Origin of the sequence: Mesorhizobium sp. M1142 (assembly GCF_040318565.1) — a bacterium.
GTDB lineage: Bacteria > Pseudomonadota > Alphaproteobacteria > Rhizobiales > Rhizobiaceae > Mesorhizobium.
Genome location: NZ_JAMYMK010000027.1, coordinates 1 through 18,110 on the forward strand (window position 1 = coordinate 1; position 18,110 = coordinate 18,110).

General features: G+C 63.6%; 25 protein-coding genes and 2 pseudogenes. 9 read left to right on the top strand and 18 right to left on the bottom strand.

Features of this window, described 5'->3' with window-relative positions; translation table 11 throughout:
• Positions 1–300: 300 nt before the first annotated feature.
• Positions 301–909 carry a TetR/AcrR family transcriptional regulator gene (locus tag NKH42_RS28225; protein WP_352508846.1) on the bottom strand — a complete coding sequence of 203 codons (609 nt, stop codon included), beginning with the start codon at positions 907–909 and terminating at the stop codon, positions 301–303.
• Between the two features lie 103 nt (positions 910–1,012).
• On the opposite strand from NKH42_RS28225, the gene NKH42_RS28230 reads away from it, so the two are divergent.
• Genes NKH42_RS28230 through NKH42_RS28240 form a run of 3 tightly spaced genes read left to right on the top strand, consistent with a single transcriptional unit; the run spans position 1,013 to position 2,925 of the window.
• Positions 1,013–2,023, top strand: a complete 1,011-nt coding sequence (locus NKH42_RS28230) for a zinc-dependent alcohol dehydrogenase family protein (protein ID WP_352508847.1) — start codon at positions 1,013–1,015, stop codon at positions 2,021–2,023.
• 51 nt (positions 2,024–2,074) lie between these two features.
• Positions 2,075–2,542, top strand: a complete 468-nt coding sequence (locus NKH42_RS28235; RefSeq protein WP_352508848.1) for an OsmC family protein — start codon at positions 2,075–2,077, stop codon at positions 2,540–2,542.
• Complete coding sequence (locus NKH42_RS28240; RefSeq protein WP_352508849.1) at positions 2,539–2,925, top strand: nuclear transport factor 2 family protein; 387 nt, start codon at positions 2,539–2,541, stop codon at positions 2,923–2,925. The genes NKH42_RS28235 and NKH42_RS28240 overlap by 4 nt, the downstream gene beginning before the upstream one ends.
• Before the next feature lie 102 nt (positions 2,926–3,027).
• On the opposite strand, the gene NKH42_RS28245 is transcribed toward NKH42_RS28240, so the two are convergent.
• Both NKH42_RS28245 and NKH42_RS28250 read right to left on the bottom strand, forming a co-directional pair.
• A complete protein-coding gene (locus NKH42_RS28245; RefSeq protein WP_352508850.1) occupies positions 3,028–3,543 on the bottom strand; it encodes an OsmC family protein in 516 nt (171 codons plus the stop codon).
• A 54-nt stretch (positions 3,544–3,597) separates the two neighbouring features.
• Entirely contained in the window at positions 3,598–4,023 is a 426-nt protein-coding gene (locus tag NKH42_RS28250; protein ID WP_352690700.1) for a GFA family protein, read from the bottom strand.
• A 191-nt stretch (positions 4,024–4,214) separates the two neighbouring features.
• On the opposite strand from NKH42_RS28250, the gene NKH42_RS28255 reads away from it, so the two are divergent.
• The gene (locus tag NKH42_RS28255; RefSeq protein WP_352508851.1) at positions 4,215–5,249 is read left to right on the top strand and encodes an AraC family transcriptional regulator; all 1,035 of its coding nucleotides are present in this window, start codon (positions 4,215–4,217) and stop codon (positions 5,247–5,249) included.
• A 61-nt stretch (positions 5,250–5,310) separates the two neighbouring features.
• Here the strand turns inward: NKH42_RS28255 and NKH42_RS28260 are convergent, their stop codons facing one another.
• The gene (locus NKH42_RS28260; protein ID WP_352508852.1) at positions 5,311–5,922 is read right to left on the bottom strand and encodes a LysE family translocator; all 612 of its coding nucleotides are present in this window, start codon (positions 5,920–5,922) and stop codon (positions 5,311–5,313) included.
• A gap of 2 nt (positions 5,923–5,924) precedes the next feature.
• Here NKH42_RS28260 and NKH42_RS31330 point away from each other — a divergent pair, with 2 nt between their 5' ends.
• Entirely contained in the window at positions 5,925–6,575 is a 651-nt protein-coding gene (locus NKH42_RS31330) for an AraC family transcriptional regulator (protein ID WP_502906433.1), read from the top strand.
• 38 nt (positions 6,576–6,613) lie between these two features.
• Here NKH42_RS31330 and NKH42_RS28275 read toward each other — a convergent pair whose 3' ends face one another.
• The 8 genes from NKH42_RS28275 to NKH42_RS28310 form a co-directional block, all read right to left on the bottom strand.
• Positions 6,614–6,952, bottom strand: a complete 339-nt coding sequence (locus tag NKH42_RS28275) for a YkgJ family cysteine cluster protein (protein WP_352508882.1) — start codon at positions 6,950–6,952, stop codon at positions 6,614–6,616.
• Between the two features lie 50 nt (positions 6,953–7,002).
• A complete protein-coding gene (locus tag NKH42_RS28280) occupies positions 7,003–7,167 on the bottom strand; it encodes a hypothetical protein (RefSeq protein WP_352508854.1) in 165 nt (54 codons plus the stop codon).
• Position 7,168: 1 nt separating this feature from the next.
• On the bottom strand, positions 7,169–7,576 hold the full coding sequence (locus NKH42_RS28285) for a hypothetical protein (RefSeq protein ID WP_254820653.1): 408 nt from the start codon (positions 7,574–7,576) through the stop codon (positions 7,169–7,171).
• Entirely contained in the window at positions 7,576–7,803 is a 228-nt protein-coding gene (locus NKH42_RS28290; protein ID WP_352508855.1) for a hypothetical protein, read from the bottom strand. Before NKH42_RS28290 ends, NKH42_RS28285 begins: the two co-directional genes overlap by 1 nt.
• Before the next feature lie 465 nt (positions 7,804–8,268).
• Positions 8,269–8,478 (bottom strand): cold-shock protein, encoded by a 210-nt coding sequence (locus NKH42_RS28295; RefSeq protein ID WP_352974677.1) that lies wholly within the window; start codon positions 8,476–8,478, stop codon positions 8,269–8,271.
• Positions 8,479–8,562: 84 nt separating this feature from the next.
• Positions 8,563–8,934, bottom strand: a complete 372-nt coding sequence (locus tag NKH42_RS28300; RefSeq protein ID WP_352508856.1) for a hypothetical protein — start codon at positions 8,932–8,934, stop codon at positions 8,563–8,565.
• A gap of 48 nt (positions 8,935–8,982) precedes the next feature.
• Positions 8,983–9,771 carry an SDR family oxidoreductase gene (locus NKH42_RS28305; protein ID WP_352690699.1) on the bottom strand — a complete coding sequence of 263 codons (789 nt, stop codon included), beginning with the start codon at positions 9,769–9,771 and terminating at the stop codon, positions 8,983–8,985.
• Positions 9,772–9,838: 67 nt separating this feature from the next.
• On the bottom strand, positions 9,839–10,300 hold the full coding sequence (locus NKH42_RS28310) for a RidA family protein (protein WP_352508858.1): 462 nt from the start codon (positions 10,298–10,300) through the stop codon (positions 9,839–9,841).
• A gap of 97 nt (positions 10,301–10,397) precedes the next feature.
• On the opposite strand from NKH42_RS28310, the gene NKH42_RS28315 reads away from it, so the two are divergent.
• Positions 10,398–11,249: a LysR family transcriptional regulator gene (locus NKH42_RS28315; protein WP_352508859.1), complete on the top strand. Its 852-nt coding sequence runs from the start codon at positions 10,398–10,400 to the stop codon at positions 11,247–11,249.
• Positions 11,250–11,268: 19 nt separating this feature from the next.
• Here NKH42_RS28315 and NKH42_RS28320 read toward each other — a convergent pair whose 3' ends face one another.
• Both NKH42_RS28320 and NKH42_RS28325 read right to left on the bottom strand, forming a co-directional pair.
• Positions 11,269–12,024, bottom strand: coding sequence for an SDR family NAD(P)-dependent oxidoreductase (locus NKH42_RS28320; protein ID WP_352753252.1), 756 nt, complete (start codon positions 12,022–12,024; stop codon positions 11,269–11,271).
• A 77-nt stretch (positions 12,025–12,101) separates the two neighbouring features.
• Positions 12,102–12,770, bottom strand: a complete 669-nt coding sequence (locus NKH42_RS28325; RefSeq protein WP_352753254.1) for a glutathione S-transferase family protein — start codon at positions 12,768–12,770, stop codon at positions 12,102–12,104.
• Positions 12,771–12,918: 148 nt separating this feature from the next.
• Between NKH42_RS28325 and NKH42_RS28330 the strand changes: the two genes are divergently transcribed.
• Positions 12,919–13,098: a CsbD family protein gene (locus NKH42_RS28330; protein ID WP_352479307.1), complete on the top strand. Its 180-nt coding sequence runs from the start codon at positions 12,919–12,921 to the stop codon at positions 13,096–13,098.
• Positions 13,099–13,166: 68 nt separating this feature from the next.
• On the opposite strand, the pseudogene NKH42_RS28335 reads toward NKH42_RS28330, so the two are convergent.
• A pseudogene (locus NKH42_RS28335) lies at positions 13,167–14,296 on the bottom strand (metallophosphoesterase).
• 119 nt (positions 14,297–14,415) lie between these two features.
• Between NKH42_RS28335 and NKH42_RS28340 the strand changes: the two are divergent.
• Positions 14,416–15,009 (top strand): hypothetical protein, encoded by a 594-nt coding sequence (locus tag NKH42_RS28340; protein WP_352508863.1) that lies wholly within the window; start codon positions 14,416–14,418, stop codon positions 15,007–15,009.
• Positions 15,010–15,057: 48 nt separating this feature from the next.
• Here NKH42_RS28340 and NKH42_RS28345 read toward each other — a convergent pair whose 3' ends face one another.
• Positions 15,058–15,669, bottom strand: a complete 612-nt coding sequence (locus tag NKH42_RS28345) for an LmrA/YxaF family transcription factor (protein ID WP_352508864.1) — start codon at positions 15,667–15,669, stop codon at positions 15,058–15,060.
• 150 nt (positions 15,670–15,819) lie between these two features.
• On the opposite strand from NKH42_RS28345, the gene NKH42_RS28350 reads away from it, so the two are divergent.
• Positions 15,820–16,617 (top strand): NIPSNAP family protein, encoded by a 798-nt coding sequence (locus NKH42_RS28350; protein ID WP_352508865.1) that lies wholly within the window; start codon positions 15,820–15,822, stop codon positions 16,615–16,617.
• Between the two features lie 43 nt (positions 16,618–16,660).
• Here NKH42_RS28350 and NKH42_RS28355 read toward each other — a convergent pair whose 3' ends face one another.
• Complete coding sequence (locus tag NKH42_RS28355) at positions 16,661–17,029, bottom strand: amidase family protein (RefSeq protein WP_352974680.1); 369 nt, start codon at positions 17,027–17,029, stop codon at positions 16,661–16,663.
• 31 nt (positions 17,030–17,060) lie between these two features.
• Positions 17,061–18,110: pseudogene (locus NKH42_RS28360) on the bottom strand (amidase); the annotation flags it as partial.

Genomic DNA, 18,110 nt, shown 5'->3' on the forward strand with positions numbered 1-18,110 from the left:
AGCACGCCCATGAACTCACGTTGCTCAAGCCCGCAAGCGGGCTTGAGTGGCGGCATGGACTTCTAAGAAGTCCATAAAGCACGCCCATGAACTCACGTTGCTCAAGCCCGCAAGCGGGCTTGAGTGGCGGCATGGACTTCTAAGAAGTCCATAAAGCACGCCATGAACTCACGTTGCTCAAGCCCGCAAGCGGGCTTGAGTGGCGGCATGGATTTCCAGTCCAGCCCATCTACCTTCAGATACGGAAAGGGCGGCCGAGAGGTCGCCCTTTTTGTTTGCTTTGCTTAGCGGTTTGCCCGCTCAGACGGCGGCGTCAATCCGCCGAGGGTGAGATTTGGCAGGCAAAGCACCCTCAATCAGCGCCGCGACTTCATCGGCTACTGCCAGCACAGGGGCACGGTCGTGGGTGGCGCGTGCGATCACCATCAGCCCTTCCAGCGATGATTCGACCAGCAATGCGAGCGCGTGCGCGCGGCGCTCGGGCACCCCTGCCCTGACGAAGGCGGCCCTGAGCAAGCCTATCCACTGCTCGAAAGCCGAGCGGCACAATTCGGCCAGTTCCGGCACGTCTGCCGGCGAGTCCAGCACCACGGGCGCGATCGGGCAACCGAGCGTGAACTGGTTGTCTTCCAGCATGCGCGCGACCGACTGGTAGATGTGGTGGACAGCCACCGCCGGGTCCTTTTCGGCGGCGAGCGCGGCGTCCAGCCTCTGCGTGACATCGGCGACGCTGTCGCGCGTCACCTCGATGACCAATTGGTCCTTGCCGCCCGGAAAGTGAAAGTAGAGCGAGCCTCTCGGTGCGCCTGAGGCGCTCAAGATGTCGTTGAGCGACGTGCCGTGGTAGCCGCGCTGCCTCAGCAGCCGCGCCGTCGTCTCGATCATGCGGGTGCGGGTGTCGTTCGCCATGCCAACCTCTGTCAGGAGTGAACACTATAGGCCTTGCCTCGAATATAGCAATCGATCTACATAATATGTAGATCAGTCTACATATTCGAAAGAGAAGGCCGATATGCATAGTTATCGCCTTGAAGGAACCGGCGGAATCGAACGCCTGGTGAGGCGCGACGAGGCGCAGCCGGCGCCGAAGCAACACGAGATCGCCGTGCGTGTGCGCGCCGCTTCGCTCAACCGCCGCGACACGATGATCCTCAACGGCAACTATCCACTGGCGCCACGCCAGGGCGTTATCCCGCTGAGCGACGGTGCCGGCGAAGTCGTTGCCGTCGGCGATTCCGTCACCCGCTTCGCCGTCGGCGACCGCATCACCGGCAGCTATTTTGCGCGCTGGACCGACGGCCGCATCAATGCCGGGCTGATCGACCAGCTCGGTTGCACGCTGGACGGGATGCTGACCGAATACGCGGTGCTCGATGAGCAATGGGCGGTGCGGCTTCCCGATCATCTCGACTGGCATCAAGCGGCGACGCTGACCTGCGCCGGCCTGACCGCCTGGAATGCGGTGACGGCGGCCGAGATGCCGAAGCCCGGCCAATGGGTTCTTGTCATCGGTTCAGGTGGCGTCGCGCTGTTTGCGCTGCAATTCGCCAAGCTGCTCGGCTGCCGGGTCGTGGCCGTCAGTTCGCGCAGCGAGAAGCTGGACCGGATGCGGGCGCTGGGCGCCGACCTCGTCGTCTCGACAGCCGGCATGCCGGAATGGGGTGCTGCGGTGCGCGAGCAGACCGGCGGCATCGACCTCGTCGTCGAGACCGGCGGCCCGCCGACCTTCGCGCAATCGATGATCGCCTGCGCGCTTTACGGGCGCATCGTGCTTCTCACCATACAGGATGCGAAAGGCGGGACGGTGCAGATCCCCGGCCCGATCTACCAGCGCAGCCTCGCCACCATCAGCCGGCTGTTCGTCGGCAATCGCACCAACCTCGAAGCCATGCTGCGCGCCATCTCGGTGCATCGGCTTAAGCCTGTCATCGACAAGGTGTTCGCCTTCGACGAGGCCCAAAACGCCTACCGCTATTTCCAGCAAGGCGACGTCTTCGGGAAAGTGGTCGTCGACGGCGCCTGACTGGTTCACCCCCAAAATTCGATCGAGCCTCAAACTAAAAGGAGAGACGCAATGACCATTCGTGAAGCAGAAGCTCAATGGCAGGGATCGTTGAAGGAAGGTTCGGGTCGGCTGAGACTAGGTAGCGGCGTCTTCGAAGGTGCCTACTCCTTCCCGTCGCGTTTCGAGAACGGTCCCGGCACCAACCCGGAGGAATTGATTGCGGCGGCGCATGCCGGCTGCTTCTCGATGGCGCTAAGCGCCATTCTCGGCCGCGAAGGCTACACTCCCGCGCGCATCCACACGATCGCGAAAGCGCATCTCGGCGCCACCGCGGCCGGACCGACGCTGACCCGTATCGAGCTGGAGACGGAGGCAAGCGTCGCCGGGCTGGCGGCGGGGGATTTCGAGCGGCTGGCGCAGACGGCCAAGGAGAGCTGCCTCGTATCGCGGGCGCTGGCCGGCGTCGCCGTGATCACGCTCACGGCCCGCCTCATCGAAACCGCTACTGATCACCGAAGGGAAAGGAATATGCAATGACACAGGAACTCATCATCGACATCGCCGCGGCCAAACGCTCCGCCGAAACGGCCGAGATCATGCGGCGCTACAACGACGTCTTCCAGCGCCACGACCCATCGGCGCTCGACGATCTGGTGGCGGAAGACTGCGTGATCGAGAACACCACGCCGGCCCCGGACGGCGCCCGCCGCATCGGCAAGGGCGCCTGCGTCGAACTGTGGTCGGCGATCGCGACCGGACCCGGCACGCGTTTCGACATCGAAGAAACCTTCGTCGCCGGCGACCGGGCGACGATCCGCTGGCGCTACTGGATGGCCGACGGCAATTCCATCCGCGGCGTCAACCTGATGCGCGTGGCGGACGGGCAGATCGTCGACGCAATGGGCTACGTGAAGGGATAACGCTTGGCGCGACCAGCTGCATTCAGCCAAGCTGCATTCAGTGAGGCCGCGCTCAGGCCCAGCCCGGAATCCCCAAAGTTTAGGATTCCGGGCAGGGCGCGGTTACCGCACGACTTTGTGAAGCTTCACGAAGGTCTTGGGACTGCGCTGGATCGTCTGGAAGATCACGCAGTAGCGATCGGTGAGCTCGAGCAGGTCAGTCAGCCGGTCTTGCGCAACGTCGGTCTCGATGTCGAACCGCAGGCGGATCTCCTTGAAGCCGACCGGCACACCTTCGGTGACGCCGAGCGTGCCGCGAAGATCGACGTCGCCCTCGGCGGAGATTTCGGCCGACTTGATCGGTATTTCGAGAACGGCGGCCGCGGCCCTCAACGAGACGCCGGCGCATGCGACAAGGGCTTCCAGCAGCATGTCGCCGGAACAAAGCTCCTGTCCGCTGCCCCCGGCCTTCGGATGGATGCCCGCCAGCGCGAGCCCACGTCCTGTCTCGACCTTGCAAGTGACCTTGGAGTCGTCGGCACTGCCCTTGGCCTTCAGCGTAAGAAGTGCCGCGCGCGCATCCTTGCGATAAAGATCCTTGATCGGCTCCTGCGTGGCGCGAAATGTCGTGATGCCCATGCGTATTCTCCTGTCGTGAGATGTGGCTGTTGGAAATCGTGTGTCATTGCCGGGTTACTCCGGCACGCTCACGCCCGAGCCCCTGAGTTCGGCGGGGAAGTCTTTCAGCTTCGGCAATCCGTCCTTCATCGGCAGGACCGTCTCGGCGTAGTTGACGTGAACCCCCGGCGTGAACTTCACCGTCGGTATCGTGGCCGCATAGACGTCGACCAGTCCGAGCGGCGGATGATCGGTCATCAGATGGCCGCCGCACTTCGTGCAGAACTGACGGTCGCTCATGTTTGACTTCTCGAAGCCGGACAGGAACTCCTCGCCCTTGGTGACCTTGACGTTTTCCGGCTTCCACAGCGTGAAGGCGTTCACGGGAGACGCCGACCACGAACGGCAGGAACTGCAATGGCAGTAGCCCATCGCCTCGGCTGCTCCGTGCACTTCGATTTCCACGGCGCCGCAAAAACACCCGCCCTTATGTACCGTCATGACTTAGATCCTCATTTTTCTTGAGTTCGACTGCGCTCAGCAGCTGATTTGAGACAGAGCTCAGCACCGACGGGTGTAAAGCTTCCGGCAATGAACGGAATGACGGGGCGTCCGCCTTACTTGACAGCGCGTCCGGAACTCGAAAGGGATGTCGCGCCGGGTTGCCGCGCAACTTACGGGATATAGATGGAATGGCCGGGGACGCTCTGTCTGACCTCTTGAAAAAGGTGCGTCTCACCGGCGCGACATTTTTCGACATCGCGGCCCAGGACCCCTGGGCGGTCTGCTCGCCCTCCCCCGCCTCGATACTGCCGAGGATACTGCCGGGCGCGGATCACCTGATTTCCTACCACGTGCTCACGGCCGGCCGCTGCTTCGCCCGCATCATCGGCAAGGAGGCGATACCCGTGGAGGCCGGCGAAGTCGTGGTCTTCACCAGGAGCGATCCGCATATCATGTCGAGCAATCCGGCCCTGCGCGCGGATCCGCCGACCGCGGATGTGCTGGATATCGCCGCCGCCAGCCAGACACCGTTTCCCATCAACTACGTCAAGGACGGATCGCTGTCGGCCCGGCTGGTATGCGGCTATCTCGCTTGCGATGCGCTGCCCTTCAATCCGCTGCTCGAAGCGCTGCCGCCGGTCATCAAGGCCGGAGACGTGAAAGGCGACGGCGGCTGGCTCGGCCAGTTCATCAAGCTGGCGGTGTCGGAGGTCGCGGAAAAGCGTGCGGGCAGCGAGACGGTGCTCACCAAGCTCAGCGAATTGATGTTCGTCGACGTGCTGCGCCGTTATGTGGAGTCGCTGCCGCCACAACAAACCGGCTGGCTGGCGGGCCTGCGCGATCCGCATCTGAGCAAGGCGCTGGCGCTGATCCATGACCGGCCGGCGCACAATTGGACGGTGGAGGCGCTGGCGAAGGAGGCCGCGCTGTCGCGCACCGTGCTGGCCGAGCGCTTCACGAAACTCGTCGGCATGCCGCCGATGCACTATCTCGCCAAGTGGCGGATGCAGATTGCCTCGGAATTGCTCAGCGCCGGCAACACTAACGTCGCAAACATAGCGGCGGAAATCGGCTACGAGTCGGAGGCGGCGTTCAGCCGTGCCTTCAAGAAGATGATCGGCGTCCCCCCGTCGGCCTGGCGGCTGGGTGTTCGCGCTGCGCCCGGTTTCGGAGGCGGCGAGGCTTCCGAAACCGCAGGCGGGCCGGCCGATCCGCAGCGGTAAGCAATTCCAGGAAAGGTGTGAAAACGGTTTCCCGTCCGGAATTGCGTCAAAAGAGCGAGAGCTAGCGATCCGCCAGCGCCAGTTTGGCGCCGAGCATTACAAAGGCTCCGGCGAAGGTACGGCGCATCCAGGTCAGCACCTTTGGCCGCGACACGACATGGCTGCGGATTGACGCCGCGAAAACGCCGTAGCCGACAAAGACCAAGAAGGTGAGCAGCATGAAGACGCTGCTGAGTTCCAGCATCTTCGACAGCGCATGCGGTTCGGTGGTGCTGACGAATTGCGGGAGGAAGGCAAAGAAGAAGATCGACAGCTTCGGATTGAGGATGTTCATCAGAATGCCGGAGGCGATCACTTTGCCGGCGGATCGCGGCGCGACATCTTCGTCGACGCCCAGGCCGCCCCTCTCCTTCAGCGTGTTCCAGGCCATGTAGAGAAGATAGGCGACGCCAAGATATTTCAGCGTTTCGAAGGCGACGGCGCTGGTGTGCAGCAGTGCCGCGAGGCCGGTGATGGCGGCCGCCATGTGCGGGATGATGCCGAGCGTGCAGCCGACAGCGGCAATGATGCTGGCGCGCGCACCACGCGAAAGCCCGGCGCTCAGCGTATAGAGAACGCCGGTGCCGGGCGAAGCCACGACAATCAGCGACGTCAACAGGAATTCGATGCTCACGGATGGTCTCCCGGCGTTGGCCCTGCCGCCGGCAGCGCGAAAGCGGCGCGACAACTCTTCTTTGTGCGAGATATTCACTCGACGGCGTCGGGCCATATCCGATGGTTTCGCTGTTTCCTCCGCTGATTCATTTGACCCGGAATCAGATCCACACCAGCGAGCCGCTGCGGCTTGCCCTGGAACTTCTACAGGTCGAAGCGAAAGGCAATCTCGGCGGCCACGACATTGTCGCCCCACGCCTTCTCGACAGCACATTGATCTTCTTGTTGCGTGCCTGGATCGAACATCAGCCACTCGGAACAGGGGGATGGTTTGGCGCCTTGCGCGACAAAGGCATTGCGCAGGCCTTGCGCCTGATCCACGAGCGGCCGGGCAATCCCTGGACCATCGCTTCCCTTGCCAGCGGCGCGGCACAGTCCCGAGCCACCTTCGCGCGTCGCTTCGCTCAACTGGTGGGACAGCCGCCGCTGTCCTATGTGACCCGGTGGCGGATGAACCTTGCCGCCAGGGCTCTGCGCGAAACGAACCAGCACATCGGCGAGATCGGGCGCGCCGTCGGATATGAATCGGTGCCGTCGTTCTCGCAGGCATTCAAACGGTTGACCGGACGATCGCCCGGCCTCTACCGCAGCGACTTTCGATCATCCGACTGAGGAAATTTAAACTGGGGACGCCAGCGCGTGTGCTGTCATTACAGCGTCGGCAGTCCGTGAGCCCGGCGCGCCATCAGGCAGTCGTCATCGCCCGGCATGCACGCGCGGCAGACGTCGGGACGGATCTCATAGATTCCGCAGGCGGTCGACTTGCCGACCTCGCCGCGCAGTGCCGAACAGCGCGCGCCGTCGCAGCGCATGCCGGCTTCGTCGGCAGCCACGTATTTTTGCGGGATAAGGTCGAGCTGAGCGTCATCCTCGGTTGAAAAGCGCGGCCATCTTGACGAGTAGGCGCAGCAGGCGCCACAGGTCTGGCAATCGAAGGCAACCGGGTCGGCGCCCTCTTGTGGCGACGAAAAATCCTCTGCGACCGCCAAGGCAAGCAGCCTTGGCGCCGATTTCCGGCCGGCATCCTGCTGCAAGGGCGCTATTTCTTCTTCGGCTTGCGCGGCGGCGCTTCGGCCGGCGACCTGAACAGATCGGTGCCCGCTTGGGCGGCTTCGCCGGTTTTTGGCGCGGCGGCCGGCTTGGCCGGCTTCACGGCGGCAGCAGGTGCTGCCGGTTGCCCCTTGGCGGAAAACTTGATTGCCATATCAATCCTCGTCAGAGAAACGCGATGATGGCGCGTTCGGATTGCGAAGGCGGCCGATGAGCGCCGAAACGGCCGTGATGTTCATTTCTTCGGGCGACCAGTTCCTGGCCTCCTCGATGTGCCGGGGGGCCAGTTCGCGATGCGTGCTGCCGCTGTAGGCGGCGTCCTGAAAGGTCACGCGCTCGTGCGTCTTGGCGTTTTCCCGGACGTATTCGATCAGATAATTGGGGCATTCGGCGCGGCCGCGCACGCCGAGCCGCACCTGGGCATCGCCGTGGACACGCCGGCAGCGCTCGAGCTTTTCGAGCACGCGCCGGACATATTCGACCGGCTTGTCGAGTTCGCCCACGACATCGGCGATGGTCGAATCGGCGGCGATCGCCTTTTGAGGCACACGTTTGGTGGCCATCAGCGTTTGCCCGCGCGTTTCGGCGAGGCCGCGAGCGCAACCGCCGCCGCCATGTCGTCGGCTTCCTTTTCCAGGCGCAGTTCGCGCAGCCGTGCGGTCTTGGCTTCGCGGGCCTGGCTGACGGCATCCCGTTCGGAATTGATGCGGTCGAGCGACATCGACTGGGTCCGCGTCTTGCTGAAGATGGATTCGGCCTGGTCGCGAGGTTTTTTTGAAGGTTCGGTCAAGGTCTTTCTCCCGGTTCGGAGCGCGCCGCCCAAACGGTGACGAGACTGGTCTTCGGCCAGGATCCCGCACAAAGCAATACGGCAGCCGGTTTCAAATTGCTGGGAAATTCTCCTCTGACGGCCATTTGATGGCGTTTTCCGCGCTTCCGGTGCTCACGGGCCAAATGTCCGCTGCGCTCCGGTTCTCGAACCCACCATATGACTCGCCAGAGCGAATTTCGAAACAGCCTCTTAGCACGTCCGGGCCGTCGAGCAGCGCTCTTTCGGCGGTCGAAGCGCAAAAATGAAAAAGGCCAGGCACCGCCTGACCTTCCATGAGAGCGCCTGCGCATCCCGAGAGACGCGCAAAGAGACGCTCTTCTCATGCGCATGAACTGGGACTTAGCCTCCCCGCGATCATGCGCTGGAATTAGCCATTCACCGGTGCCAGTACATCCGTGGTCACCGGTGAGGCTGAATTCCGTTTTAGGCCGCCTTCAACTGGTCGGCGGACATCTTGCCCGACTTGTTGTCGCGGACCATCTCGTAGCCAAGCTTCTGGCCCTCGACGACGTCGCGCATTCCGGCGCGCTCGACGGCTGAGATGTGGACAAAAACGTCGGCAGAACCGTCGTCAGGCTGAATAAAACCAAAACCCTTGGTGGCGTTGAACCATTTAACTGTGCCTGTGCTCATAACGAACCCTTTCCATGGCAAATATTCGTTCGTCGTCATGCGGATGCACGACAACGTTTGTCTCGATTTTGATGGGGAAGTTCGTCAAAGGCGCGCCTTGGCACGCGGATAACAAAAGTCGGTCAAACAAACATCGACAAAGTTCTTATAGGACTTCTTTGCGCGCCGTGTCAAATTTTTTGATTTGCGACACTCGTGGAGACGCGCGGCGGCGACCCTCGCGCCGGCGAATCCGACAGCAAGGGCCGGACTATTGCCTGCCAAAAAACCACTTGGAGCTCTTTGTTTTTGCGCAATTCCGGACGGAAAATCGTTCACACTTGTCCTGGAATTGCTCCAGCCGGGAACCATTTTGGCGCCGGGGCATTTTTTCGGTGTCGAAAAGCCTTTCTCGAAAGAGCGATCTTGAGAAAGGCGGACGACAAACAGGACGCCCCCCGCGCAGATAAAAGGCACGAGGGGCGTTCCTGTGTGATGCGACCATCCCGCCGCTGCTCGTGCTCCTCACAGCATGCCGCGGCTGAGGCCGCCATCCACCGGCAACGCCACGCCGGTAATATAGGCGGCGTCGCTGGCCAGGAATGCGGCAACAGCGCCGAACTCGGCGGGGGTGCCATAACGCTTTGCCGGGATTTCGGCCTGACTCTCGGCGGCGATCACGGCGGCGTCGACACCCCTGTCGGCTGCGTCCATGGCGTCGAACTCTTTCGTCCGATCCGTCGCAAAACGGCCCGGCAGCAACAGGTTGACGGTGACGCCGTCCGCCGCCACTTCGCCGGCCAGCGTCTTGGCCCAGCCGGCGAGCGACGCACGCAGCGCATTCGAAGCGGTGAGGCCGCGGATCGGCTCGCGGACGGAAGTCGAAGAAACGGCGATGATGCGCCCCCAGCGCTGCGCCCGCATGCCTGGCAGGAAAGAAATGGCGATGCGCATCTGGCTCAGCACCATGCTGGTGAACTGCTTCTCCCAGACGCTCGCATCGAAGACGCTGGCCGCGAAGGGCGGCGGGCCGCCGCCATTGAGCAGGACGATGTCGATCCGCTGATGCTCGTCCTCGACGGCACGGATCAGTCGGGAGACGCTGTCGTTGTCCGAGAGGTCGGCGCTGAAGGTCGAGCAGATGTGGCCGGCGGCCTCGATCGCGCGCCGTGCCGCATCCAGGGTCGCCTCCCCTCGTCCGACCAGAATGATCTCGGCACCTTTCGTCGCGAGCGCTTCGGCAACGCCGAAACCGAGGCCCTTGCCTCCGCCAAGAACAAGCGCCTTCCGTCCCTCAAGATTTGCACTTATCAAGCCAAGCCTCCTCCTGGTTCGACTGCGTAGCCTCGGGTTAGGCCCGAGGGCATGCTTTGGGGGTGCATCAGCGGACATGCACGATAGCGTCGGCTTCGACCGGAACATTGGCCGGCAAGCCGGCCATGCCGAGCGAGCAGCGGGCGTGCTCGCCACGCCCGCCGAAAACATGGAGCAGAAATTCGGATGCTCCGTTGCCGACCTCCGAATAGGCCGAAAAGCCGGCCGCCGCATTCACATAGACGGTCAGCTTGGCGAATTTCACGACGCGGTCGAGATTGCCGTCCAGTTCCTTGTCCAGCCAATAGACGACGTTGGCCGCGCAAAGCCGGGCGGCGTTGCGCGCAGCAGCCAGATCGATCTCTGCGCCAACCCGGCCGATTGCGGCGATATCCGACCCGATCTCGGGTATCTGGCCGGAGACATAGACGATGTCGGCGACGCGAACCGTCGGCGAGAACGGCAAAGCGGGCCGCTCGAGCGACGGCCAGGCGACACCGAACTCCTCAAATCTTCTTCTGTAGGACAAGGTGGCTGCTCCTGTTTTCGTTCGCGCGAGCAGACCTTGAATTCAGATCTGGCTTTCGGATAGCCTGATAATGCTGACACAGCTATCAGGAATTCTTATGACCGGAGATATCGACGTCAGACTGCTGCGCGCCTTCGTCACCGTGGCCGATACCGGGACGGTGAGCCGGGCAGCCGATCGGCTTGCCCGCACCCAGGCGGCGGTGAGCATGCAGCTTCAGCGCCTCGAGGGCGAAGTCGGCGCGGAGCTGCTGCACCGCTCGCCGCGGGGCGTGACGCTGACCGAGGCCGGCGAGATCCTGCTCGCCTTCGCCCGCAAGGCCATCGCGATCGGCGACGATGCCAGGCGTGAGATTGAAGGCCGCAGGCTGGTCGGCCGTGTCCGGCTGGGCATCGTCGAGGATTTGGCGGTAACGCGGCTGCCGTTGATCATCGCCGACTTCCGGCGCCGGCATCCTTCCGTGGAGATCGAACTGACATCGGCCAGCAGCAGCGATCTCAGCAAGGCGTTGGGCGAAGGAAGATGCGACATCGTCATGGCCGATCCAGCGCGCTTCACAATGGCGCCGCGAGGCCATCTGTCGCGACAGCTGGTCTGGGCGGCAAGCCGCATGATCGAGATCGACGACGAGGTCGACCTGCCGCTGATCATCTTCGACGGCGCCTGCTCCTGGCAGGACAGGATGCTGGCTTCGCTCGCCGAGGCCGGGATCGGCTGGAAGATCGGCTGCCGCGTGTCGACCTTCGCGACACTAATCTCGGCGCTGAGGGCCGGGCTTGGCATCGGGCTTCTGCTGCAGGAGGGGCTGCCGCCCGATTGCCAAAGCCTCAACGGACGCTTCAACCTGCCGCCGGCGCCGACGGCGGATTTCGGCGTCTACCTCGCGACGGACCCGTCGCGGCTGGTCGAGGAATGTGGGGACTTCCTGCGGGCGGGATTCGAGGCGTAGCGAAAAGATCCGACGCCGTTCATCGTTCCTGGTCGGTCGGGCGGATGACGATCTCGTTGACGTTGACGTGCGGCGGCTGGCTCACGGCGTAGAGAATGGCCGCGGCGATGTCCTCGGCGGTCAGCGCCTCCATGGCGGCGAGCCGCTTGTCCAGATCAGCCTTGAACGCCGGATTGGTGATGTGGTCGCCGAGCTCGGTGCGCACCAGGCCGGGCTCGATGACGGTGACGCGAACCTTGTCGGCGTAGACTTCGCGGCGCAGCGATTCGGAAAAGCCGACGACACCGAACTTGGTTGCTGCGTAGCCGCTGGCCCCCGGATTGGCGACACGGCCGGCGACCGACGAGACGTTGACGATGTGACCCTTGGCGGCCCTGAGATGCGGCAGCGCCGCCTTGGTGACCCCCATCAGCGCCAGCAGGTTGAGCTCGACCATGCGGCGCCAGTCGTCGAGCACCGCTTCGGCGGCCGGCGACAGAAGCATCACGCCGGCATTGTTGACGAGGATGTCGAGGCGGCTCCATTCGTCGACAACCTTGTCGACCATGCCGGTGACATCATCGTTGCTGGTGACGTCGGCCTCGATGCGGAGCGCCGCGCCGCCGGCCTTTTCTATACGCGCGGCCAGCGCTTTGAGGCGATCGGCGCGGCGCGCCGCAATCGCCACCTTGGCCCCGGCGGCGGCCAAAGCCGCAGCGGTCGCCTCGCCAATGCCCGACGATGCGCCGGTGACCAGCGCAACCTTGCCGGCCAATGCGGAAGGAACAGATATCATTGTGAAGTCTCCAAGGCCCCAGCCCGATCTTCAGATAGGCCGCGGGCGGCGAAGTGGAAGACCAGCTTTGCTCGGCTCTATTCGTCTGGGCCGGGCTCCGGCCAAGGCTCTTTCGCCGCCTCGGCATACCAGTGGCGCATCGCCGGCATCGAAAGCACGGCGTCGACATAGGCGCGGGTATCGGTTGCCAGCGTGCCGCCATAGGTGTCGAAGCGGGTGACGACCGGCGCGTACATGGCGTCGGCCGCGGTGAAATGGCCAAACAGGAACGGGCCGCCTTTGCCGTATTTTTCGCGGCATTCGCGCCATAGCTCCTCGATGCGCGCCCGTTGTGCCTCACCTTCGGCGTCGAGCGGCTTGTGGCCTTTTGGCCGGCGCAAATTCATCGGCCAGCGGTAGCGGACCTCGCGAAAGCCGGAATGCATCTCTGTCGCCGCCGAGCGGGCCAGCGCGCGGGCGCCGATGTCGGCCGGCCAGAGCTTTTTCCCGGGAAACAGCTCGGCGAGATATTCAAGGATGGCAAGGGTTTCCCAGACGATCCGGACCTCGCCATTCGGCAGCCGATGGTTCAGCGCCGGCACCTGGCCTGTCGGCGATATCCTGGCCAGATTGGCCGCGGTCTCGGGCGTGCGCAGGCGCACAAGACCTTCCTCGAACGGGATCTCCAGATACTTCATCGCCAGCCACGGCCTCAGCGACCACGACGAAAAACATTTGTTGCCGATGAAGAGCGTGAATTCAGCCATTGTCCCTCCGGCCCCTGTCTGTTCGGGCGTCCTGGCGCACCCTATCCTGTCGGCTCCGCGGCCGGAAGCTATCCCAATCGACGGGCAGAACCCGGAACCTAAGCGATCCGCAACCGTTTCTCCAGGCGAACGGTTCAGGAGATGCGAGATGGTGAACAAGGATCAGGTTGCCGGCGTTGCCAAGCAAGCCAAGGGCTCGGTCAAGCAGACCGCCGGCAAGGCCACCGGCAACAGGCGCACCGAGGCCGAAGGCGACGTCGACAAGGCGACCGGCAAGATGCAGAAGGCTTACGGCGACGTGAAGCACAAGGTGAAGAAGGCGCTTTGACGCCGAGCCCTTCGCAAACCAGAAAAAAAGGCGGCTCGGCCGCCTTTTTTTGCGCCCTCTCCTTCCCGTCAGAAAGTCAGACTTTTGCTGTACGCATTGGTGAAGGCGACCTCGCCATGATCTCCGGCGGCTTCGCCCAGCACCACATCCATGCTGCTGCCGGTCACCGCGCCAACGCGAAGCCGCCCATGAAGGCAGCCTTCGGCTTGAACAAATCGAGCCCGTCACGGTGGTAGATCATCGGCGTCGCGTGCTGATGGCCATGGAAGATGCCGACGACATTGTAGCCCTTCAGCACGGCCAGCAGCGCCTGCCTGTCGGCTTCGCTCCACCAATGCGGTGGGCCCGTGCCGTTGTCGTCGAAGGTCTTCTCGGCGGCATCCCATCTTTCGATCGAAAAAGTATCCCAACCATAATGCTGGAACAGGATGACCGGGCGGCCGTCGCCGGCATAGGTCGCCAGGTCCTGCTTCAGCCATGGCAGGCTGCTGACTGCGCCATGGCCGGTATCGCCGGCGAAACGGTGCGTCTGGACAAGATGCAGACCGCCCCAATCCCATGAATAGCAATCGGTCTCGAGATCGTAGTTGGTCGCCGGCGCGGGCGGCTTGAAGAAAACGCCGGGGCGGTGATTGACCTCGACGTAGTCGCGCATTTCGCGGCGGTACCAGTCGACATGCGAGCGCGGGCCGTTCTGGTCGAGGTCGTGATTGCCGAGGCCGACATAGACCGGCATGTGCACGCGGTCGGGGCCAACGCCCTGCTGGTAGCGCTGGCTGAACTGGAGCAGCTGCGTGCCTTCGCTGGGCTGGGTGATCTGGCCGCCACCATCATCGGTGATGTCGCCGCCAACGACGAGGCCGAGCGGCGTGCCGATATTGCCCGTCGAATGCAGACCGGTGGCGACGCCGTTGATTTCAACCGGCCATTGCCTGTCACCGACGCCGTTGAGCGCGGCGACATTGCGCAGCAGGGCGGCGTCGGTCTTGCCCTCCTGCTCGCAGTGCGGGCTCAATCCGTTCGCCATGCGGCAGGCATGGACATCAGCGATAAACAGGAAGGTGGCGTCGATCGGCGGAATGCGCTGCCCGGTCTGGCCGAAGGCCGGGCGCGAAACGGCGCCGGCCGCGGCAACGGCCGCTGCCTTCATCAGGAAACTGCGCCGGGAGACCGGTCGGGCGGAAATGCGATGCATCATGCGCTAAAATTCAGCACGACGCGAACCGGCAGTCCAGTTGCTCGCAAAGTGTGTCGACACGTTCTCCCAGGTCTGGCATTGCTTTCGGAATTCAACTTGCGCGGGCAGAGGAGGACGCCATGAAAACTGCATCCATCGGCATGACAATGGCGATCCTGGCGATGACGAGCGCAGCGCACGCCTCCGCGTGCATCGACGCCAAATCGGCCAAGGCCGGCTTCGTTCTCGAAAGGCCTGGCATCCACAGCGAATTTCGTCCGGCGGCGGGCGGAATGGTGGCGGTTGCCAACAAATACCAGTCGCAATCGCCGCAGTCGCAGTACCTGTTCGGCGGGCTGATCGAAGTGTTTCGCGACAGCAGCACAGGGCAGATGGCGATGATCCCGTTTTCCGATCTCAGGAAGGTGTTCCCACTGAAGGCGGGGGCCAAGAGCAAGATCGTGTTTGCCCGTCTTGCACCGAACAAGCCGCCGAAGGGCACCGAGACGCTGGAGATCAACGTCAAGGGCAAGGAGACGTTCAGCCTGGGTGATTGCAAATACGCCGTGCTTGCGGTCAAGCAGACGATCAGGAGCGAGGCCGGCGCGACGCGGGACGAGTTCACCGCGCTTTACGCACCCGATCTGCAGGCAGTTGTGGCCAGGCGCTATGACGAGGGCACCAGTGCCGAAAGCGTGGTCGGCTACGAGTTGATCAAGCCGCTGCCGAATTAAGCGTTCGGCCTCCCGCCTCGGTCATAGTGAGCGACTGTGCTGCCGGCGTCAAAGGGCTCTGTGCAGTATCCTGCTACGTCGCCTCGTTCCCGTTTTGGACGACATAACTCCCTGCTCCAACCCCATCAGGCAGTCGCGCAGCACGCTTGCGTCCTGTGCGGTCTTGGCCATCGACATGGCGCCCGAATAGCTGGCGACGGCGAGCGCTGCGAAGCGCTGCGGATCAGTGCCCAGCTCCCGTCCCGCCCGCTGGTCGGCGCTGATCTTGTCGGCGATCGCCTGGCGCCAGGCCGAAAAAATGCCGGCAAGGGCAATGCGGAAATCCGGATCGGCAAGCGACAGTTCATGCGCCAGGTTGTTGAGCGGGCAACCGCGCACGAAACCTTGCCGCTCCAGCTCCGCCGCGACGGCCGCGAACACGGAGCGCACGCCCTCGCGCGCTGAGGGAGCCATCCGCACCGGTGCGATCCATGTCTCTTCGACCGCGGCGGCGACCCGCTCCTCGATCACTGCAAGCGCCAGCGCCTTCTTGGTCGCGAAATGGTGGTGCAGCGCACCACCGGTGACGCCCGCCGTCGCCATCAGGTCGCCCATGCTGGACGCATGATAGCCGCGTGCCTGAAACGCCTCCTCGGCGACGTCGAGCACTTTCTTGCGCATGCCTTCGGGGTCGTTGGTGCGTTTTTGAGCCCGCGACCTTGGGCGAGCGGATATCTCTGCTGACATCTTCACACGGTAGCAGATTGACAAAACAGGACAACCGGTCTGTTTTGTAAAACAGGATGACTGTCCTGTTTTGGAGCTCGCGCGATGAACCTGCCTTTGAACGCCCTACCTAATCCCGATCTGCTCGCCTCGCCCGTCGTCGAACTCAGGCAATACACGCTGAAACCCGGCCGGCGCGAGACGCTGATCGGCATCTTCGACAATCACCTGATCGAGGGGCAGGAAACCGCGGGAATGACCATCATCGGCCAGTTCCGCGATCTCGACCGGCCGGACATGTTCGTCTGGCTGCGCGGCTTCGACGGCATGGAAGCGCGGAAAAACGCTCTGACCGCCTTCTATGACGGACCGGTCTGGGCAGCCTGGCGCGACGCCGCCAACGCCACGATGATCGATTCCGACGACGTGCTGCTGCTGAGGCCGGCCTGGCCGGGCGCCGGCTTCGATCTCTCGGGATCGCAACGAGCAATCCAGACGGATCTCGAAGAACCAAGCACAAGCAGTGCTTTGCAGACAATTGTTGTCATCAAGATCCATCATCTGCGACCGGGCCTGGAAGCCGGCTTCGCCAGGGACTTCCAGATCGCGGCTCTTCCGGTGCTTGCCGCACTTGGCGCACAGCCGCTGGCCGTCTTCGTCACCGAACATGCCGAAAACAGCTTTCCGCGGCTGCCGGTGCGGGCCAGCGAAAACGTCTTCATCAGCGTCACGGGTTTCGCCAGCGCCGAAGCGTATGCCCGGCACGAAGCGGCCTTGGCCGCCTCCCCGGACTGGCAGGCGCTTCAGCAGACCGTACAAGGGGAATTCGCCAGGCCCGCGGAGGTTTTGCGTCTGTTACCGACGGCGCGATCGCTGCTCGGGCAGCACCCAATTTCGGTATGAACCAACATCGTCGACGCCCCCTACGTCGCCGGAGCCTCCTGGTTCATGCCTGAAAGTGTCTGGCATGGATCGCCTGGTAACGCGCCGTCCATGCGGTTGCCTGCTCCAGGTCAAAGGAAACGCGCAGCAGCCGGTGATCCTCGTTCTTGCGGCCAATAAGCTGGATGCCAATCGGCAGGCCGCCCTTCGACGGAAAAAGCGGCAGGCTGGCGGCCGGTTGCCCGGTGACATTGAAGATTTCGGTGAAGGGCGCAAAGCCGTAGGCCCGGCTCGCCCAAGCCTCGTAATCGAAGAGAGCACCATCGCCATGGATGGCGCCAAGCCGGGGCGTAAGCTCGGCCGTCGTCGGCGTCATGATCAAGGTCGAACCCATCGAACGCCATCGCCATCGCCAGCGAAGCGCTGTGCACATGGTCCTGCGCCCTGAGATAATCGGCGGCCGAGGATCGCCGAAAACTGTCGAGAGCGTGACGAGTCAGGCTTTCGATTTCGCCGGCCCCCGGCATCCGCCCGATCTCGTCGGCGCGCTCGTCAACCAGCCGCGCGACCTCCGACATCCAGAAGATGCTCCAGTCCGCTTCGGCACTGGCTTCCCGCGGGAACCGCGCCTCTGTGACCTCGTGTCCCATTTCCTCGAGGAGGATCATGGCTTCCTGGAATTTTCCCCCGATCTCGGACGCGACGGGCGTGCCATCCGGCCGGTGCGCCAGGCACGCGACGCGCAGACGCTCGCCGGGGGAAGACAGCGAGTCCAGGTAGGACGGCACCGATTTCGGCACGGAGTAAGGCGCTCCTTGTTCTGGACCGGCAGTCATGTCCAGCATGGCGGCGCTGTCCCGAACGGTGCGGGATAGGACACTGTCGGCGTAGAGCCCGGCGCCGACCTGACCTCGATAGGGGCCGACCGGCGTGAGCCCGCGCGACGGCTTCATGCCGAACACGCCGCAACAGGCAGCCGGCACCCGGATCGAGCCGCCGATGTCGGAACCGTGGGCGACCGGCACCATGCCGCTTGCCACCGCGGCGGCAGCTCCGCCGCTTGAGCCGCCCGCCGTCAGCGAAGGATCCCAGGGGTTCAAGGTGGGGCCGCGAAAGCTGGGTTCGGTGACGAAGTCGTTGGCAAATTCAGGCGTGTTTGTCTTTCCCAGCAAGATCAGACCGGCGGCCCGCCAGCGCCGGACGATCTCGCTGTCGGGCTTCGGCGCGGCATCCTTGAAGTAGAGCGACGAGTGCGTCGTCGGCCACTCCCGTACATTGACGCCGGTGTCCTTGACCAAGAAGGGAATGCCGGCGAGTGCGGCCTGCCGGTTGCAGCTTGCCGCCGCGGAAAGCGCCCGGTCCGCATCGATCAGTGTCACGGCATTGATGGCGGGATTGATGCTTTCGATCGCTTCGATAGCCGCCTCAACGACCTCGACAGCCGACAGTTCACCCGAGCGAACATGCCCGGCCAGGGCGACGGCATCCAACGCCACGTATTCGGAAAGGTGCAT

What these genes read in the sequence shown, in the direction of transcription:
- NKH42_RS28315 (WP_352508859.1), top strand. Translation starts at nt 10,398, where the DNA reads ATGACCGGAGATATCGACGTCAGACTGCTGCGCGCCTTCGTCACCGTG.
- NKH42_RS28255 (WP_352508851.1), top strand. Translation starts at nt 4,215, where the DNA reads ATGGCCGGGGACGCTCTGTCTGACCTCTTGAAAAAGGTGCGTCTCACC.
- NKH42_RS31330 (WP_502906433.1), top strand. Translation starts at nt 5,925, where the DNA reads ATGGTCTCCCGGCGTTGGCCCTGCCGCCGGCAGCGCGAAAGCGGCGCG.
- NKH42_RS28250 (WP_352690700.1), bottom strand. Translation starts at nt 4,023, where the DNA reads ATGACGGTACATAAGGGCGGGTGTTTTTGCGGCGCCGTGGAAATCGAA.
- NKH42_RS28280 (WP_352508854.1), bottom strand. Translation starts at nt 7,167, where the DNA reads ATGGCAATCAAGTTTTCCGCCAAGGGGCAACCGGCAGCACCTGCTGCC.
- NKH42_RS28340 (WP_352508863.1), top strand. Translation starts at nt 14,416, where the DNA reads ATGAAAACTGCATCCATCGGCATGACAATGGCGATCCTGGCGATGACG.
- NKH42_RS28295 (WP_352974677.1), bottom strand. Translation starts at nt 8,478, where the DNA reads ATGAGCACAGGCACAGTTAAATGGTTCAACGCCACCAAGGGTTTTGGT.
- NKH42_RS28345 (WP_352508864.1), bottom strand. Translation starts at nt 15,669, where the DNA reads ATGCGCAAGAAAGTGCTCGACGTCGCCGAGGAGGCGTTTCAGGCACGC.
- NKH42_RS28355 (WP_352974680.1), bottom strand. Translation starts at nt 17,029, where the DNA reads ATGTGCACAGCGCTTCGCTGGCGATGGCGATGGCGTTCGATGGGTTCG.
- NKH42_RS28240 (WP_352508849.1), top strand. Translation starts at nt 2,539, where the DNA reads ATGACACAGGAACTCATCATCGACATCGCCGCGGCCAAACGCTCCGCC.
- NKH42_RS28350 (WP_352508865.1), top strand. Translation starts at nt 15,820, where the DNA reads ATGAACCTGCCTTTGAACGCCCTACCTAATCCCGATCTGCTCGCCTCG.
- NKH42_RS28235 (WP_352508848.1), top strand. Translation starts at nt 2,075, where the DNA reads ATGACCATTCGTGAAGCAGAAGCTCAATGGCAGGGATCGTTGAAGGAA.
- NKH42_RS28230 (WP_352508847.1), top strand. Translation starts at nt 1,013, where the DNA reads ATGCATAGTTATCGCCTTGAAGGAACCGGCGGAATCGAACGCCTGGTG.
- NKH42_RS28245 (WP_352508850.1), bottom strand. Translation starts at nt 3,543, where the DNA reads ATGGGCATCACGACATTTCGCGCCACGCAGGAGCCGATCAAGGATCTT.
- NKH42_RS28330 (WP_352479307.1), top strand. Translation starts at nt 12,919, where the DNA reads ATGGTGAACAAGGATCAGGTTGCCGGCGTTGCCAAGCAAGCCAAGGGC.
- NKH42_RS28285 (WP_254820653.1), bottom strand. Translation starts at nt 7,576, where the DNA reads ATGGCCACCAAACGTGTGCCTCAAAAGGCGATCGCCGCCGATTCGACC.
- NKH42_RS28320 (WP_352753252.1), bottom strand. Translation starts at nt 12,024, where the DNA reads ATGATATCTGTTCCTTCCGCATTGGCCGGCAAGGTTGCGCTGGTCACC.
- NKH42_RS28325 (WP_352753254.1), bottom strand. Translation starts at nt 12,770, where the DNA reads ATGGCTGAATTCACGCTCTTCATCGGCAACAAATGTTTTTCGTCGTGG.
- NKH42_RS28225 (WP_352508846.1), bottom strand. Translation starts at nt 909, where the DNA reads ATGGCGAACGACACCCGCACCCGCATGATCGAGACGACGGCGCGGCTG.